This window comes from Stieleria tagensis, assembly GCF_024129865.1.
GTDB lineage: Bacteria > Planctomycetota > Planctomycetia > Pirellulales > Pirellulaceae > Stieleria > Stieleria tagensis.
The window spans coordinates 30,273-49,935 of sequence record NZ_JAMYFE010000047.1 but is presented as its reverse complement, the minus strand read 5'-3'; the positions used below and the strand labels follow the sequence as shown (position 1 = coordinate 49,935).

General features: G+C 56.9%; 1 protein-coding gene. It reads left to right on the top strand.

Annotation, left to right across the window (positions count from 1 at the left end; genetic code table 11):
- The first annotated feature begins 8 nt into the window (after positions 1-8).
- Positions 9-19,634, top strand: coding sequence for a tandem-95 repeat protein (locus NHH03_RS11465; protein ID WP_253156168.1), 19,626 nt, complete (start codon positions 9-11; stop codon positions 19,632-19,634).
- The last annotated feature ends 29 nt before the right edge of the window (positions 19,635-19,663 follow it).

Here is a 19,663-nt window from a genome sequence, read left to right as displayed (position 1 = left end):
GGACCCGATTGGAAACGCTTGAGAAGCGAGAATTGTTGGCGGCGGAGGTGGGGCATGCCATCTTTGCACCGGGCACGCCCGACAACGTCGTCAGCGAATGGGAGTCGCGAATTGCACCGCGCGGCATCAATCAATTGGTGGATCCGATCTTGGCGGGTTCACGTTGGCAAACCAGCGCGCTCGACACATCACCCAATTCAGGCGACCCGATCACGTTGACATGGGGAATTGTCCCCGATGGCACCGACATCTTGGATCCCAACACTGGGCAATCCGAGGGAACCAGCGATGTCGTTTCGTTCTTCGATGGAATTTACGGGGGTTCCACAGAACCGATCATTGCCAACAAGCCTTGGTTCCCGATTTTCGAAAACATCTATGGGATGTGGGCCGATCAGACCGGTCTGGAATTTGCCTACGAACCCTTCGACGATGGAGCGGCCCTGGCGTCGGCAGACACCAATCTCGCTGGTGTCGCAGGAGTCCGCGCGGACATGCGAATTGGCGGTCGATTCATCGACGGCAATTCCAATGTGTTGGCGTTCAACTATTACCCATCGGCCAGCGGTAACGCCGGCTTTGATGGCGACATGGTGATCGACACGGGTGACAATTTTTACCAGTTGAACAACGACGGGCCGAGCGGCCGCAACGTCGGGTTGACCAATGTGCTAGCCCACGAGGTCGGGCATGGACTGGGGATAGCGCACGCTGAACCGGTCAATCAAACCAAGTTGATGGAACCGTTTGTCAACTTTGCGTTCTACGGTCCGCAGGAAGATGATTTCTTCAACGCGAACACGTTGTACGGTGACGCCAACGAACCCAATGATTCGATCGCCACCGCGACAGACATCGGCACGCTGCGCAACGAAGTGGCCTCGTTGACCAACCTGTCCATCGACGAAAACAACGATTCGGACTTGTATCGCTTTGACACGTTGGTTGCGACACGATTGTCGATCGATCTGAAGCCGACCGGTACGCGCTACGACGTCGGGCCACAGGGTGGCGCATCGTCGCCGGTCGACCGGCGCTCGGAAGCGAACCTGGGGTTCCGCATCTTGGATGCCTCCGGAGTCGAATTGGCGATTGTCGAGAACACCGCTGCAGGGCAAGACGAAACGATCACGGAATTGAGTCTGGACCAGGCCGGCACGCACTACATTGAAGTGTTCGGTGCGCCCGGGGGCACGCAACATTACGACATGGACGTGCGTGTCGGACGGACATTTAGTTTTCAGCCGGATGACGGACGATTGCGACTGCAAAGCGTCAATCCCAACGCCGGCGATCTGTTTGATCCCAACGAACTGAACTTGGAACTGACCGCACCAACGGAATTGAAGTTCCGGTTCACCGGTGATTCGTCAATCGATCCCGCTTCCTTGGCCGACGGCATTCGGATCACTTCGGTGGGACGTGACGGGGTCAGTGGGACGCCGGATGATGTGGTGATCTCCCCTGGCTATTTGGGATTTGATGAAAACGACCACGTGGTTGTCGCCAGGTTTGCCGAACCACTTGTCGATGGTCGCTATCGCATCGAAGTCTTCGGTGCCGGTGTGCCGGCCAGCGATGGTTCGCCGCTGTTGGCGGTCGACGGAAATCCATTTGTGCCTGTGGAAAATGGGACCGATCGTGACATCTATGATTTCGAATTGGAATTGGGTGCCAAGGTCTTGGCCGTGGTGCCACAGCCTGTGGTCCGTGCCGCTGACGGTTCACTGGATCCACAGCGCAACAAGATCGAAGTTTACTTTGATGACTTGGATCTATTTAAATCGGAAGACCCCAATAATCCGGGCACGGAAACTCTGAAACGGCCCGAGTTTTATCAGCTGATCCGCACCGCCGACACGGTCAGTCCAGGCGATGATTTGGTGACCCTGCCCGATTCGATCGAGGTCCAGGAGTTCGAAAAGCGATTGGTGCCGGATCCACAGAGTCCGGGGAACCAAATCGAGATCCAAGTCCGTGTTAATCGTGTGGTGTTGACCTTTGCGACACCCGATCTGGCGGATCTGCCCGGTGAAGGTGCGTTCCGCTTGAAAGTCGGCAGCAGTGCGCCGGTGCGGATGCAAGGCGATGCGAATCGTGTGACCGAATTGAACCTCAATGGGACCGGTGACACCGTCGCGTCGGCGTACAATCTGGCGTTGTTCGGTGGCACGACCGTCGAGGGGACTCCGTATTCGGTCAACATCTCCAGTCGGATCGTCGGTTCCGGGTCGCCGTTCGATTATCCAGGCGCTGATGGCGAACCTGGGGGCCGAGATATCGGTGAGCAACAACATTTCTTGGGCGCCGGAGCTGATGGAACCAGCGGGATCGAAAGACGTTATTTCAATTTTGCGTTGAATCGTCCCTACGGCACGCTGGATGACGGTCGTCAATTATTTACGACGATCAATGAAGAACAGATGCAACGAGTGCGTGAAATTTTTGCGCTCTACAGTGACCAATTTGGTGTCACATTCGTTGAATCGGTCGACCAGGGAACGACGGTCGTTGTCGGTGACTTGGCGGTCAATGGTGGCGTCAGCGGACCTGGTGGGACGTTGGGAATCGCCGGTCGGGCGCTGGCGATCATGGATGCCGCCGAACCTTGGTACAACGGATTTGGTACCGGCCCGAACCCCAATTTTTCGTTCTTCGAAGTCGGGATGCATGAACTGGGCCACTCGATCGGTTTTGGCCACGAATATGAATTGGATTCCGGTGCGATCATGGCCGGTCCGGGAACCGTGGACGATTTTGTTTACCCGGGTAAGCACGACGTCGTGCATGGGCAGTACCTGTTTCGCCCTGACAATACCGACGCCGATTTTTATTCGTTCACCGTCCCCGCCGGTGAAACCGGGCTGGTCAACGCCGCCACCTTTGCCGAGCGACTAGAAACGGGAAGTTTGCTGGACACGAATCTGGCGCTCTACAAGCGAGTCGGCTCGGAAATTGTGCTGTTGTCTTCCAACGATGATTCGTTCGGGACGGATTCGGCGCTCGAGTTCCAAGTCAACGAGGGCGAGTACTTTATCGCCGTGACGAGTACCGGCAATCAGGATCTGGATCCGACGATTTCAGGTTCGGGTGGCGGTGGCAACACGCAAGGTGACTATGAGTTGCGTCTGAAGTTCACGCCTAACTCGCGGACCATCGTTGATGCCGCGGGAACGCCGATCGACGGAGACGCAGATGGAACTCCCGGCGGTGCATTTGATTTCTGGTTCCAGGCCGATGACTTGGCCGACACAATCTATGTTGATGCCGTCGCACCGCTGGGCGGTGATGGGTCGCCTGCCAATCCGGTTCGCGAAATCGACACCGCATTGGCAATGGCAACCGCCGGGCAAACGATTCGAATTGTGGGCAATGCCGGGGCGGACAATCAGATCGGCGAACCGAGCGATAATTTTGCCGGTGCAAACGATAACTTGGCGTATGAGATCGGACGAATCGCCTCGCTCGGCCGGACACTCGATGACGGTCGGGATCTGATCGTCCCGGCCGGCGTCAATGTAATGCTTGATGCCGGTGCGATCTTTAAAATGCTGTCCAGCCGAATCGCGGTTGGCAGTAACAACAGCGGAACGGATGCGTCGGAAGGTTCGCTGCAGGTTCTCGGCACGCCGCACCTGCCGGTCTTCTTCACCAGTTACAACGACCCCGGAGTCGGGCTCGAACGCAGTGAACTGCAAATCGATCCGTCACCCGGTGATTGGGGCGGGATCGAGATTCGCAACGACGTTGATCGCGCCGAAGGCCGTGTCGAACTGGAACGACAGGGCATCTTCACCAATTCGATCACAGGCGCGGACATACGATTTGGCGGTGGAGTGGTCAGCGTCAACGGCGGTCTGACATCGGTGGCACCGATTCAATTGAACGCCGCCCGTCCATCGTTGATCAACAACCGTATCACTGAATCCGGGTCGGCTGCGATCTCGGCGGATCCGGCGAGTTTCGAAGAAACCAATTTCACCACACCGTTCTATCAACGCGGTGATCTGTTCACCCCTGATTACTCACGGATCGGGCCGGTGATGTACGGCAATTTTGTTGACGAAAACGCAGTCAACGGAGTATTGATTCGGATCGATACCGAAGCCGGTGGTGAAAAAGAGTCGCTGCTCGTTTCCGCCCGTTTCGATGACACCGAACTGGTTCACGTTCTCGGTGATGACTTGATCATCAACGGCAATCCCAGTGGCGCTCGGAATCAACAGCAAGCGACCAATCCGCAGCTGACCGTCTTGGCAGCGGTGGCGGCACCGGCCGGGGAACCTGGACTGGCAGCGGGAACCTATGAATACGCACTCAGTTTCATTGACCTGTATGGCAATGAAACGCTGGTCTCCAATGCCACCCGCAGTGTTGTGGTTGCCGCCGGGTTGGCGGTGCAATTGCAGGGGCTGCCGTCGGCAACATCAAACTATGTTTCGCGACGATTGTACCGCCGTGTTGCCGGAACACCGACGTTTGGACTGGTCGCTGAACTTGATCGCACGTCGCCAAACTATCTGGACGCGCTTGATACACCGACGATCCCAGCGCTGACGTCGGGAGACTACATTTCCGAACCGGATGCACGGCTGCGGGTGGATCCGGGAGTCATCATCAAAAGTGATGGTGTGCGAATTGAAACCGGATTCGGTGGCGACCTGATCGCCGAAGGAACCCTGGGGACACCAATCATTTTCACCAGCCGTAGCGACGATCGCTATGGTACCGGTGGTACCTTTGACACCAGCGCTGATGGTGTCACCGAAGGGGCTAGCGGTGATTGGGCCGGCCTTTACATCGGGCCGACATCATTGGTCAGTCTCGATCATGCACGCCTGGCGTTTGGTGGTGGTCGATCGACCATCGACGGAACCAGCAGCGGATTCAATGCGTTGCAAATCTATCAGGCGGAAGCTCGCGTGGCCAACACCGTGTTCGAAGCGTCGGCGTCGGGTGTCGCCGGAACGGACGCACAGCGCGCCGGGCGGGGCCCCAACACGCCGGCGGTGGTTTATGTCAACGGCGCTGAACCCATTTTGGTTGGTAACCGGTTTATCGGCACCACCGGTGGCAACACCGCTGCGATCAGTTTTAACGTCAATGATTTGAACGGCACGATCGTCGAAGACACCGGTCGGCAAACCGGTTCCGTTGATCTGTTTAGCTCCGACGGTGGCAATCACGGCCCATTGGTTCGCGGCAACACACTCGAAGCGGCCGGTTTGGCCGGGATGGTGGTTCGCGGTGACCTTATGGCGACCGCTGGGATTTGGGATGACACCGATATTGTTCACATCGTTGACGGATCAGTGACCGACAGCAACCAGCACCACTACGGTGGTCTGCGATTGCAAAGTCGAATTGATGAAAGTTTGGTCGTCAAATTTCTGGATGCCGGCGGCACATTGACGGCGACTGGAAAAAACTTGGATATCCAAACACGTGTCGGCGGCACGCTGCAGGTGATCGGCCAGCCTGATTACCCCGTGGTGCTGACGACAATCGATGACGATACCGTGGGCGCCGGGTTCGATATCAACGGAGCTCCGCTGACGGACAATGGCGGCGATGGCGATTCGGTTCCGACCTCGGGGTCTTGGAAAGGCATCGAATTGTTGGAACTGGCGAATGATCGCAACGTCGAAACGATCACCGAAGCCGAGGCGCTGGTCAGTGTCGGCGGTGACCTAAACGGCACCCCGGCATCGGCAGATGTGATCGGGCAACTCGCGACGGGAGAAAAAGCGAGTGACGAAAACTTGCGTCTTGGATTCACCATCCATGGCGCTATTTCCACCGATCTGGACCAAGACGTTTACTCCTTCCGTGCCACCGCTGGGACGGAAATCTGGTTGGACATCGACCGCACTTCGGCAACACTCGATTCCGTGGTCGAACTGGTCGGACTTGATGGAACCGTGTTGGCGGCGAGTGACAATAGCGTCACCGAAACCACTTCGGTGTCCTTCGGCGGTGGCATTGCCTTGCCGATGCGTGAATCATTATTCGCACCGCTGAACTCCAACGGCAGCTACCAGGATCTGTATTCAACGAATCCGTTGGATGCCGGAATGCGATTGACACTGCCGGGCAATCTCGGTGCCTCGCGTGAATACTTTGTGCGGGTGCGTGGCGCGCGGGGAAGTGTGGGTTTGTATGAGTTGCAGATCCGTCTGCGCGAAGCGGATGAATTTGCCGGGTCGACGGTTCGGCACAGTGAGATTCGCTATGCTCAAACCGGTATCGAAACGCGTGGTCTGCCCTACCACTCGCTGTTAACCGGTGAAGGTGGCACGGCCGGACCGGCGATTGATCTGGGCAACATCGGTGCGACCGACCGCGGCACGATCAGTGTTTCCGGTGACCTGGCAAATCCCAATTCGACCAATCGTTATCGGTTCACCGTTGCCAGAAAGAACATTCAATCCGGCGGTAATGCCGTTTCGCTATCGGCAACCTTTGATTTGGATTATGCCGACGGGCTGGGCCGTCCGGATACGACGTTGTTGTTGTATTCGATGGAAACCAATCCACCGACATTGGTGATGATGGCCCAAGATTCCAACGTGGTTTCCGATCAGGCTTCACCGCTGCAGGGGACCGACTTGGACGATCTCAGTCGCGGATCTGCCGGCACACAGGATCCGTTCCTGGGGACGGTGGAGCTAGCCGCCGGAGACTATGAAATTGTGGTGGTCAACAATGCTCGGATGCCGTCGCAACTGAACCAACTCGTCAACGGTGCGCCGAGCAATCCTGACATCCGTGTCGAGCCGGTCAATTCGGTGTTGCGAATCGCCGAGGACCGTTTTGACACTCGGACTCCTTTGGTGACCGCCGCCGCGCCGGTGCAAACGGTCGTTTCGGGCAATGCCAATGTCGTTCCGTTCTCGTTGGGTGACGTCGACCTGATGGTGCTGGAGAGCGACGCCAACAGTGCCAATCAGACACAGTTGGAATCGATCAATGCGGCGACCGGCAATTCGAACGGTCTGTATCACGAAAACAATCTGTTATTGGGCGAGATCATTTCACGTCCAAACGGCAGTTTGTTGGCGTTCACCGGCGCCCAGGCTGGGAACGAAACGGATGCCAACACCGGTGCGACTTATTTCGTCGATCCGGCGACTGGAACCCGTACCGCAGCAGGTACGTTGGGGTTGACGACGTTTACCGCAGGGGTCGACGCCAACGGAAACATTGTTGTCAACCAAGCGATCACCAGCGGCACGACCAATGCCAACGGCAACGGGATGTTGGTGACCGCGGTCGTCGAACAGGTCAACAGTCCCACCGACAGCGACATGTTCATCGTGGCCAAACGCGGAAATGGAGCGAACCCGTTTGTTGGTCTCTCCAGCGGTGCGCTTGCGGTTCACCCGGGCAACAACTACGTCTACCGCGTTGACCCGGATAGTGGGGCGGTGGTCAATGCGAATCAAGGGGCCCAGGATCGAGTCAACAATGCCCGCGGAAATGGTGCGGGAACACAGAAAATCGAAGTGGGTCGCATCGATACACCCAACGGTGAGGACATCGTCGGCACGGCGATCATCGGCAATACGCTGTATGCGTTTTCCGAAGATGGCTTTGTCGCCGAGATTCCTCGGAATAACCTCAACAGCAACCCGTCGTCAAACACCTTGCGTGTGTTGACGCCATCGTCGACCACCGATATCGGAGTCACCAATTTCGTCTCGGCCACACCGGCTCCCGCCGAGGTGCCGGGCTACGAGAATATCGTGTTATTGATCACCGGTGGCGGGGACCTGTATGCCTATGATGTGATCGCGCGAGACTTGGTCGGCGTGCTGTCTCGCAGTAGCGAAATGGTGGCATCGGATGCTTCGTCCGTGCGTTCGATCACGTTCAGCCGCACCCAGGAAAACCTGTGGCATGTGACCAACCGCACCGCGAACCTCGCTGCAGACGATCCGGCGAATAAAGTAGGAAGCAGTCTGTATTTTGGCTACGAAGACGGACCCAATGAGGGCACCTACAACACCGGTTCGCATGCCCACGGTCAATTCGAAAGCGACGGATTCGATTTGTCGGAATATGATTCGGCTGACCAGCCGATGTTGTATTTTGACTACTTTCTGGACACGGAAGATCTGGAAGCATTCATGTTGCGAAACAACGTCGCACGCGACTCGCTGCGAGTGTTTGTTTCCAGCGAAGAATCTCGTGATTGGACGCTGGTAGCGACCAACAACGGCAGTCAAGCCGGAACGTTCAACGACCCCAATTTGCCCGGCGGATCGACACAGAACTACGACGAATTTGACGTCGCGATCAACGGCTATCGCGATGAGAACGGCAAAGGATACGTGGCCCGCGAACTGTATGACGCAACCGATTGGCGACAGGCTCGCGTCCCGCTTGCGCCTTGGGCGGGACACCGCGATGTCCGCATCCGGTTTGATTTCAATAGTGCCGGTGAATCAGAACGCTATGTCGCCGACCTGCGTGCGGTCGAAGCCAAAGTGATTTTGAAGGCTGCCGGCAACCGCGAATTTGAACTGCGTCACGATCCCAGTGGCGATACTGAAACGTTTGAATTTGATTTCGGCACGGTGCTGCAAGCCCCGGCCGGATCGGCAATCAGTGACGGCGATCAATTCACCGTCGATGGCACCACGTTCACGTTCCTACAGGGGACGAGCGTTGGCACTTTGATCAACTATTCGTCCAGCATGACCGCCGATCAGGTTGCAAATCAAATCCGAATTCGGCTTGGCGGGAACGGTTTCATCACCCGAGCAGACCCGAGTCACGCGTCTCGCTTTTCCGTCAATGCGACGACATTTTCCGCGGCTCAGGCTTCCTTGCAGGCGTTCATGTCCGTCGAGCAAGCGGGCGTTGCTGCGGGGAACATTCCGGTGCCGATCGCCATTGACGCATCGATCGCAGAAATTCAGTCGGCGATGCAATTAGCCATCGCTGAAGGATTCAACCAAGGTGCCAGCCCCGCCAACTTGACGCCTTACCAACTGTACCGTGATTCGGTGCGGATGTATGGATTCACGGTGCTCAATCCGGGCGTCTTAGGGTTCTTCCAGAATGACATCACGACGGCAAACGTGAATTCACCGCCGGGGCAAGACGCCGGTGTTTATCCGCGTGGGAACGAGTTCAGCTATCTGGCGAACAATACAGCGCGTGAGTTGCAAGAAGGACAGCGTGCCGACAACAACAATTTCCGTGGTGTGTTTATCGATGACATTGTGATCGGCTTTGCCGAACGCGGTGAAGCGGTCAGTAATGCCGCGCCCAGTATTGATCTGCAAGACAACCCGTATCACGAAGCCACGACGGGAACGTTGGGGAACGCGGTCGATCAGATCGATGCGGGGGAATTCCAACTCGGCATCCGATTGTCGGCTGAATACGAAGAAGTGACGACCGAGGGCGGGGACATTGATGCGGTCAGGACTTTCGACACCAATGATGTCATCGGCCAATCGGTGGGGCTGCAGTTCGGAACCGCTGCCAATCCGCTCTCCGGTGCAGAGATCCCGGACGGAGCTTTCGTCCAAATTTCCGATTCAGTGAAAGTCTTGCGGTTCGAATTTGACAACGTCGATTTGGGCATCAGCAATGATGTGACGCCTGGCAATATCGCCGTTGCCTACACCAGCGACATGACGGCGACCGAGATCGCGACGGCACTGCGTGACGCGATCAATGATCCGGCAGTGCAAGCCGATTTCAAAGTCTTTGCAACCTCGACCGACGGCACGGTCAAGAGCAACAGTGCGACCATGGTCCATCTGCAAGGACCTGCGGCGTCGAACTTGCTAGGCGGTAGCAATTTTGCACCCTCGCTGAGCCGGTTGAGCGTGGTTCGGTTTGGAACCGAATTCACTTTTCAAGGCACACCGTTTGGTTTCGACGGCGGGGATGTCAACAGTTTCCGCGACCAAGGCCAAATTGTATTGCAGAACAATGTGATCCTGGACAGCCAAAACTATGGGATCGACATCGATGCCGGTCCGCGGCGGAGTGATCTGCCATCGCCTGGTTCCTCGCAGGCGTTCACCACAGACAACCCGGACGATCTGATCCCGGGGGTTGTTGTGATGAACAGTGTCTTTGTCGATAACCGCACTGCCGGTATCCGATTGGGCGGCGACACCCAAGCCAACTCGGATGCGGCGAATCAATTCGCCCGCCTGATCAACAACACGATCGTTGGTGGCAACGTCGGGATCATTGTCACCGAGAATGCTTCGCCGACCTTGATCAACAATGCAATCGCTAACACCGGCACAGGCATCGACGCCAGTGGTGCCGGATCGATTGAATTGTTTGCGACGCTGTTCCTGAACAATTCACGCAACGCACAACCCAATAATTTGAACTTGGGTGCTTTCCCGGTCCTCGCTGGTTCAACGGATGTGGTGTTCACCGATTTGAACAACCGTGATCTCTACCCTGCGGCCCTTTCGCTGTTGATCGATAATTCGGTCGGTGCGGTCAATGACCGGCCCGGATTGTTGGCGCTGAAAAACTCATTGGGCATTTCGGGGTCGCCGATCATTGCCCCGGTTCGCGATATTTCCGGTCAACCGCGGGCGGCGGCACCGAACAACAACGGTGGCGGTACCGGCAACAATATCTTCATCGACATCGGTGCCTTTGATCGCAGTGATTTGATTGGCCCGTTTGCTTCGCTGCTGGATCCGTTGGACAACGGGCCGGTGGATTCGGACGTGGCCGATAGCTTTGTACGAGTCATCTCTGGGACCTTGGATCGCTTCGAGATCCAGATTTTGGATCAAGACGGCGCGGGGCTGGATGATGCATCGGTCAGTTCTGAAAAACTGAATCTGACCCAAGATGGTCGGCTATTGGTCGCGGGGGTCGATTACACGTTCGGCTATTCCGAAACCAACAATACGATCCTGTTGACGCCGGCCAGTGGGATTTGGAATCCCAGTTCTGCCTATGAAATCACGTTGAACAACCGCAGTCGAACGATCGGCAGTGCCCCCAGTGGCATTCAGGTTCTCGACGGCGAACAGTTCAGTATTCAAGACGTCGGTGGTACCACTGCGGTCTTTGAATTTGATTCCGGTTTCATCCTTGATTTCACCGCGAATCCGATCGCTGATGGCGACACCTTGATCTATCGATCAGGTAATTCCGCGTTGCAGATCGAATTTAACGACATCGATTTACCGCCGGGGCCGACCGATCCCGCGACCACCACAGTGATCGATTTTTCCGTCACGGATCCGCCGGAACAGTTGGCATTCGAGATCGGTGAAGCGTTCCGCAACGCCGCGTTCTTGGACCTTGCCAACGCCCGCGAATTTGATGAGACACGTGTTTATGTCGGTGGCGCAGCCGGCGATAGTTTGACCATCAATTCCACCGGTCTGATGCTTAGCGGCAGCGCAGGGGTCTCTGCCGGTGCGATCCCGGTGGCGTTCATTCCGAGCTCTGCGTTCACCGCCGAAACGATGGCCGGGCAAATCATCGGCGAAGTATTCGCCAGTCCATTGAATGTCCCCGCGTTCACTCCGGGCGGCGGGCTGCTGTACTTTGAAAACATTGCTCGGATCAATGGCCAAGCCGCTCTGTCGGGATTGCCCAATGCAGACATCGAACCGATTCTCGATATCGCCGGCAATCGGCTGGAACCGAACCGTAGCAATCGTGAAACACAGTTCACGATCTTGATGCCTGACGTGCGTTTGGATTTTGGCGATGCAATCTTGGCAGGATCGAGCACCTATCCGACCACGCTGGCACAGAACGGTGCGCGGCATACCGTCAGCGATTCGTTCTCGCCGCTGTTGGGCAGCGTGATTGATACTGAATTGGATTTTGCCGGCAGCGATGACGTGATCGTCAGCCCGATCACGGCCTCAGGCACGGGAGGACTGTTGGGAACCGTAACGGGCAATGTGGCATCGATCTCGGTCAATGGACCGGCATCGGGCGACACACTGACAGTGGATGTCGGCGGTACATCGCGTACCTATGAACTTGTTTTGGCGACTCAGCCAGCGGCCGCCGGCAATATCGCTGTGTTGTATGTCCCGGGAGCCCCCGATGCGATCACCGCACAACGTCTTGCAGCGGTGATTGTGGACGACATGGCGGTGGTCAATCCGCTGATTGACATCGTTTATGAACGTGGGTCCACGGCGTTTGACATTCAATCGGTTGATGATGAAGACGGTGTGTTAGTCGGGTCGGTGATGGTCAACGGCAATCAAGTCGACGGGCTGTTCCTGGATACCGACGGATCGCCGCTCGGGTTCTTGAACCCCTCCTCACCGACCGGTACGCAGGTCATCGTGAACACCACGGGCAACGGGTTGCTGGACGCTTGGGTCGACTTCAATGGCGACGGCGACTTCACGGATCCGGGTGAACAGGTGTTGCGAAACCAGGCGATGCTGGATGGCCAAAATCGAATCACCATCAACACGCCTTCGGATCCGGCAATCTTGGCATCGGTGGATTCCGCAGAGACTTGGATTCGATTCCGTTTGAGTAACGCCGGCAACACCACCAGCGACGGCGTCGTGGTGGGCGGTGAGGTCGAGGACTACAAGGTCTTGATTGCGGACGTGGTTTTGCCGGAACCCAAGGATGATTTTGCCGGTGCCACACTGGAAGACACGGCGATCGAAATCGTTGGCGCCGACCTGCTGGCCAACGACGCGGCCAATGGTGTTTCGCCGTTGACAATCAATCTCGAACGCGACGTGCTCAACGGTGAATTGGTATTCAATAATGATCCCATCGACCCGCGTTGGACCTACACGCCGGAGCTGGATTTCTATGGCACCGAAACGTTCATCTACAGTCTCGGTGGGACGGCCGTTGTAAACGGCCAGACGTTACCGGTGCGCAGCAGTTCGGTGGCCACCGTGACGATCACCGTCACACCGGTCAACGACGCGCCGACCGCCAGTGATCACAATCAATTCGAAGTCTTGGAACCGGTCGACTCGGCTGGCACATCGATTCAGCTGACCAACCAAGACCTGCTTGCCGGCGCGCTTCCCAAAGCGGTGCTGACGCCGGCCCAGGCACTCGATCCAGGATCCGCGTTGTTGCCCCCGTGGGATGAATCCGAACAGTCGCTGTCGGTGATCCAAATTTCGGTGGTCGCCGCCGACGGATCGCTGCAACCGGTCGTCTCCAATGGCACGGATATTTATGATTTGGTCGACGGAACCTTTACCGCTGACACTCATTTGCCCGACGGCGCCGGCGGTTTTTTGACCACTGGCAGTGTGACGGTCACCGTTAGCGGAAACGAAATCGTCGATGTGTCGTTCGCACCGCATTGGAACTACAACGAAGACAACCCGGTCGTCCCGGCGGCTGACGATTTTACGTTCGTCTATACGATTGCAGATGATGCCGCGACGACGTTGCCCGATGGTTCGCCGGCCAGCCCATTACCGTCACGCGAAACCGCCCAGGCCACGGTCAGTATCCGAGTGGTGCCGCAAAATGATTCGCCGGTGACCAGTCCTGACCTGATCACTCAGGTCGGCGGCACGCGTTTGGACGAAGACGTGGTCGGGTTCCGCATTGATTCGGGATTGATACTGGCGAACGATTTGCCCGCGCTCCCCTCGACGGTTTCACCGTTCTTCTTTGGTGCTGACGACGAAATCAATGGTTTGAATCAACAAACGGTCGAACTTGTGACCATGCAGGGCGCGACTGCAACGGTCGCCTTGGGTTCGGTCGGTGGCGGAATCGCGGTTCATGAGAACGCGACCGGCACCGGTTACATTTTGCACAGCCCGCAATCCGTGTTCACGCGGTTTGCGTCCAGCCCACCGCCGACGTTGCCCAGTGGGACCGCCAGCGACCAGATGGTGGCCGTGCGCTACGCTGGTAATTCGTGGCAGTACAGTGACGACACGACCTGGGTGAACTTTGCTCCGGTCAGTGGTGATCGCTTGCTGGCGGCCGTTGATTTTGACCAAAACGAAATCACTAGTTTGCAGTACACCGGCGGGCAGGTGAATGGAATCCCGCAAGGCTTTATCACCGATTCGTCGACCGGACCGCTGACATTCACCGCCAACGAGTTTGGCGGTGTCTTTGATCTAAATGAATTCACCGTCAGTGGGACTGAATTCAAGGTCTCCACCGATCCTGATTTCCCGGCGGAATTCCGTGGTTATGATTCGCGGCCGACCGAAATGGGCGGCACGCTGACCTATGACAGTTCGACCGGCGAATTGGTTTACACGCCGGCGACCGACTTCTACGGAACCGATTCGTTCACCTATGTGATTCGTGACGTTCCAGTCAATCCATCGCAACCGCATCACACGTTGTACGCTGTGGGCACGGTGACGTTGGAAGTCTATCCGGTCAACGACGCGCCGCTGGCACAAGATCGGGTGTTGGACGAATCGACCAGTCCGGCAGATGATCGTCGTTTGAAAGTCCGTGAGAGTGAGTTGTTAACTGTCACCGCCGCGGACTTGTTGCAAGGTGCAATCCCGCACGCCGGACGCCCAACCATCGGAACGCCACAGGATGAATCCGGTCAAGTTCTCAATGTGGTTTCGCTGACCGTCAGCGATCTACAAGGGGCAACCACGGTGATCACCAGCGATGGCGTCTACCAAACACCGCGTGGAACCATCCACGACGTACGGTTTGATGCCAACGGATTCTTGATCGACTTCATCTACGAAGCCGGCGTCGATTTCAACGCCGATAATCCGCTGACCGCCGGCGACCGAACGGAAGACTGGTTCGAATTCACCATCCAGGACAGCGACCAAGCCGATTGGCCGCAGGGTGGCACCCGCCCGGTTCAGCCGCTGCAAAGTAGCGCGACCGCGACGATTCTGGTCACCCCGCAGAACGATGCACCGGCTGTCGGTGATGATCGAATCTCGGCCGATCCCGGATCGGACTGGACGATTTACTTTGGCAACAATCCAGCCCCCGTGCCGACCGAAGGCTCCGCGAATCAAATGATGATCCCGCTGGCCTTCTTGACCCAAAACGATCTGCCCGGACCGCTCACCGCTGGCGATGAGAATGCCGCCGGTGGTTACCTGAACGACTCAGCGGCGCTGCTGCTGTCGCTGCCGACACAAACGACGTCGCTGGGCGGTACGGTCGAGATTCTCGATCAAAACGGCAACCTGTTTGTGCTCTACACACCGCCGGAAGACGCCTTTGGTGTTGACACGTTCCTATACACCGCGACCGATAGCGGAATCGACGAAGACACCGACGGAACACGAGTCGATGCGCCACTATCGAGCGACGCATTGGTGTCTATCTTGGTCACCCCCAGCAATGACGTGCCGGTCTCCTTTGATCGTGTCGTGCAGGGGATCGAAGATGAAACAACCGCCTTCACCGCGGATGACTTGCTAGGGATTGGTAGCGCCCAGCCAACGTTGCCGATTGTCGCCGATCCGAACCGCGATCCGCTGTTCAACGAAAGCGAACAGATTCCGAATCTACGAGTGGTTGCGATCACGGTGGGTGATCAAGAGTTCCGCAGCAGTACAGCGCCCGGCAGCCCGATTCAACTTTCTTACGGTACCTTGGAATTGACGTTTGCCGGGGACGCGTTTGTCAGCGGTCTGTACACGCCGACGTCGCCGGACAACAACGAATTGATCGGTGTGGATGAATTCAATTACATCGTCGCCGATGACGGAACGGTTGCGATCCCCGACAGTGGCACCTTCTTTGGTGAACCGAACGACCGCATGGTCACACTCCCCACCGTCGAAGGCCAGCCGCGACGCGTTACGTTGCCACAGACCCCGGTCAATGACGACCCGGTCTTTGTTGAACCGCCGCTGAATATCCTTGAACGCGATGACATCGGTGTTCCCACCGTGTTCCAGTGGGCGACCAATATCATGGGCGGGCCGGTCACCGCGCAGGATGAACAATCCCAAGTGGTTCATTTCCAAATGATCAGCTTCAGTGATCCGCTGAATCTATTCTATCAACCGCCGGTTTTGGATCGATTCGACGGAACCGTGGACTTGTATCCCGATGTGGACCAGTTCGGCCAAGCGACGATGATCGTGGCTGTAAACGATTCGGAGTATCTGCCCAACGACCCATCGTTTCAGAATCCGCAGGTGCTGCGAACGATCACGATCAATTTGCAACCGGTCAACGATCCGCCGCGGATCAATCCGGACGCGGTCAACGTGGCTGCAGCGAATCCGCTCGCCCCCACCGATGACGCCTACGGTGTCGCCGCTGACGGATCGATTCGGTACGTATTGAAAGAAAACAATGTTGACAACAACGGAGTCGGATCGCCGTACGTGATTCCGGTTTCAAACCCGGACTTCCTGTCGTCGATCACCTCCGGGGACTACCAGCGGCCAGGGTTGTTGGATGTGTTCATTGCCGGTCCGGACAATGAAATCTCCGGCGCAGTGGACAATGCCAACGGCGGATCCCAATCCCTGTCACTGGTTGATTTGTTTGCCGGTGCGAGCAGCTTGACCACGGACAAGAACGGCACGCTGGAGGCAGTTCGCGACGGGCAAGGCGAAATCACCGCATTGTTGTACACGCCGTCGGCCGAATTCAACAAAGACATCGGCGGTCTGGACTCGTTCCGCTACAGTGTGACCGACGATGGCGTGTCGTTTGTCAACGGCAACCTGGTCCCCGATCCACGGACGATCTCGGGACGGGTGTCGCTGAGCATCGAACCGGTCAACAGCAAGCCGATCTTCACGATCGCCGCCAACCCGGCGGAAGTCTTGGAAGATTCTGGTGTGAAGAATGTCTCCGGTTTTGCATCGAATATTTCGCCCGGGCCGCTGACGGCGACCGACGAGGTTGGACAGGATGTTGAATTCCATGTGACGCCGACTTCGTTTGATCCGGCTGACATCGACACGCTGTTTGTTCAACGGCCAACGATCACACGCGACGGCACGCTGATTTATCAGACCGCCGCGAACGTTTATGGCATCTTTGAATTCCAAGTTCATCTTTGTGACAGCGGTTTGACCGACAGTTTGGACGCACCTTGTGTGATCGGGACCGTCGGTGCCAATGACCGTGGGGATAGCAATCAATCAGAACCCGCCACGTTTACGCTAAGCGTGTTGCCGGTCAACGATGTGCCAACAACCATCGACGGAAACGCTCCGCCAGCGGTGGTCGTTGTCGAAGACGGTTCGATCCTGTTGTCGATCGGCAGCAGCAGCGGTTACGACCTGTTGGGTGCGTACCATGCCGGACCGGAAAACGAAACCACGCCGACCGTGTTCGGTGGGCAAACGTTGCGTGGGCAAACGGTTTCGTTGGATCAATCCCAGTTCCCAACCAGCACGCAATTGGGTGTGCCGTTGGAACCGGTGTTGGATCAAAGCAATCAGCTGATCGGCTACCGATACCAGCCGCCGGCCAACTATGCCGGCGGGGATCAATTGGTGTATGCGATCCGAGACAACGGCCAGTCGGTTCAGATCGGTGCCGGATTGGTACCGTTTGACGATTCACGCGTTTCCGTGGTGACCGTTCCAATCCAAGTCACTCCGGTCAACGATCCACCGGTTTCCGGTGCGGACGACAACCCGGATGGATTGAATGTTTTCATCACCGAAGGCGATGGTGCCTATAGCAACGCTGGGTGGATGCTCGGTGTCGCTGTGTCGCCGTTTGATGCCGTCGATGAAATTCGTGACCAGAAAATGTTGCCACCAACACTCACCGAGATCAGCAACCAGATTGATTTCACCAGTCCGCCGCAAGTTCAACTGAGCGGTGACAGAGTGTCATTGCAATTCGAAGCCGAAGAAAACGGATTCGGGCTGGGGGTCTATGTGGTCACTCTGTCTGACGATGGCGGGACCCCGGGTGATTTGACGGATGATGCGACCACCGATTACACGTTCACGATCTCGGTGGAAGGTGTCAATGATCCGCCGACCTTTGACGGTTTAGATCGAGTGGATATCCAGGAAGACAGCCCCGCGTACTCCGGGCAATATGCGTCTAATATCGATGTCGGCCCAGGTGAAACGAGCCAGACGATCACACGATTTGACGTCACGGTGCCAGCGGGAATGGAATCGTTGTTCAGTGTCCAACCGACGGTTTCCGCTGCCGGATTGCTGACCTTTACTCCGGCGCCCGATGCGGCGGGTGAAGTGGTGTTGAGTATCACCGCGGTGGATTCAGAAGACGGTCACAGCACACCGCATGATCTGATCATTTTCATTCAAGACATCAACGATGCACCGGTGGCCAATGATGATCCCATCACCGTCGATGAAGATGAAGTCATGACATTGGATGTGTCGGATCTGTTGAGCAACGACACCGATCCGGACTTGAACAACCGACCGCCATTTGACACTGAAGTGTTGACGATTCAGATGGCAACGGACTTCTTCAGCTCGCAAGGCGCTCGGGTTCGTTTCGATAGCAGCACCGGCGAAATCGTTTATGACCCGACCACGTCGGCTGTGCTCGATGCACTGATGCCCGGTCAATCGATCGTGGATACGTTCAGTTACACGTTGACCGATGGTGAATTGACGGACACCGGCATGGTCTCGTTGACCGTCACCGGAACCAATGACGCACCTCGTTTAGGTGACGACACGTTCAATATCCTGCCGGGGACCGCAACCGAGCTACCGGTGCTGGGCAATGATGTGGATGTCGACAGTGCGATCAATCCATCAAGCATCATTATCACCACCCAACCGACGCAGGGGGCATTGGAGGTCGCCGCAAATGGTCGTTTGATCTACACCCCACTCCAAGGTTATCGCGGGCCGGATGAGTTCCGCTACACCGTGGCCGATACGTTGGGACAACAGAGCAAACAAGCCACGGTGTCATTGCGAGTCGGTTTGGCTCCGGCAACCATGACGGTTAACACCGGCACCTCCATCAACGTGCCGATCGACATCGATGCGTTGGATGGAGTCGCGGGGCAACCCGATCCGGCAACCATGACAATTGTTTCCGGACCGCAAAATGGTTCGGCCGTCGTCTTGGCATCGGGTGAGATTCGATACACGCCGGATACCGACTACTTGGGAGCCGACGTGATTGTGTTCACCGTTGCAGACCCGAGTGGGTTTGTCAGCGACGAAACGACCATCAATATCAACGTTGTCGAAAGCAGTTTGCAGAACCCGGTTCACGCCAGCGACGTCAACGCCAGCGGCACAGTGACGCCGCTCGATGCGTTGTTGGTGATCAATCGCCTTGCCATCGCCGATTCCAGTGGCAGCATTCCGGTGCTGCCCACCGACCATGGTCCGAACTACTATGACCAGAACGGTGACTTGGCGATCACATCACGTGATGCGTTGGCGGTGATCAACGAATTGGCGCTGCAGAGAGGTTCTGGATCGGGTGAAGGATTCGACGCCCCGACGGCAGTGCTCGCGTCGCCACTGAGTGACGTGATCGCCGCGGTGCCGAGTTCGCAACCGACAACACGCGGCAACGACGATCAGCCGATGGCAACCGAAAACGCGGTCGACAAAATCGTGTCCAGCGAAGTGTTGACGCCGGTCGATGCAGGGCTGATCGATTTGATCAGTGTCGAAGACGAAGACGATGATTCGGCTGCATCAGCGATCGATGAAGCGTTGGTCGATCTGCTGAGCTAACCGGTTTGTCCGGCGAGGGGACTCTCTCG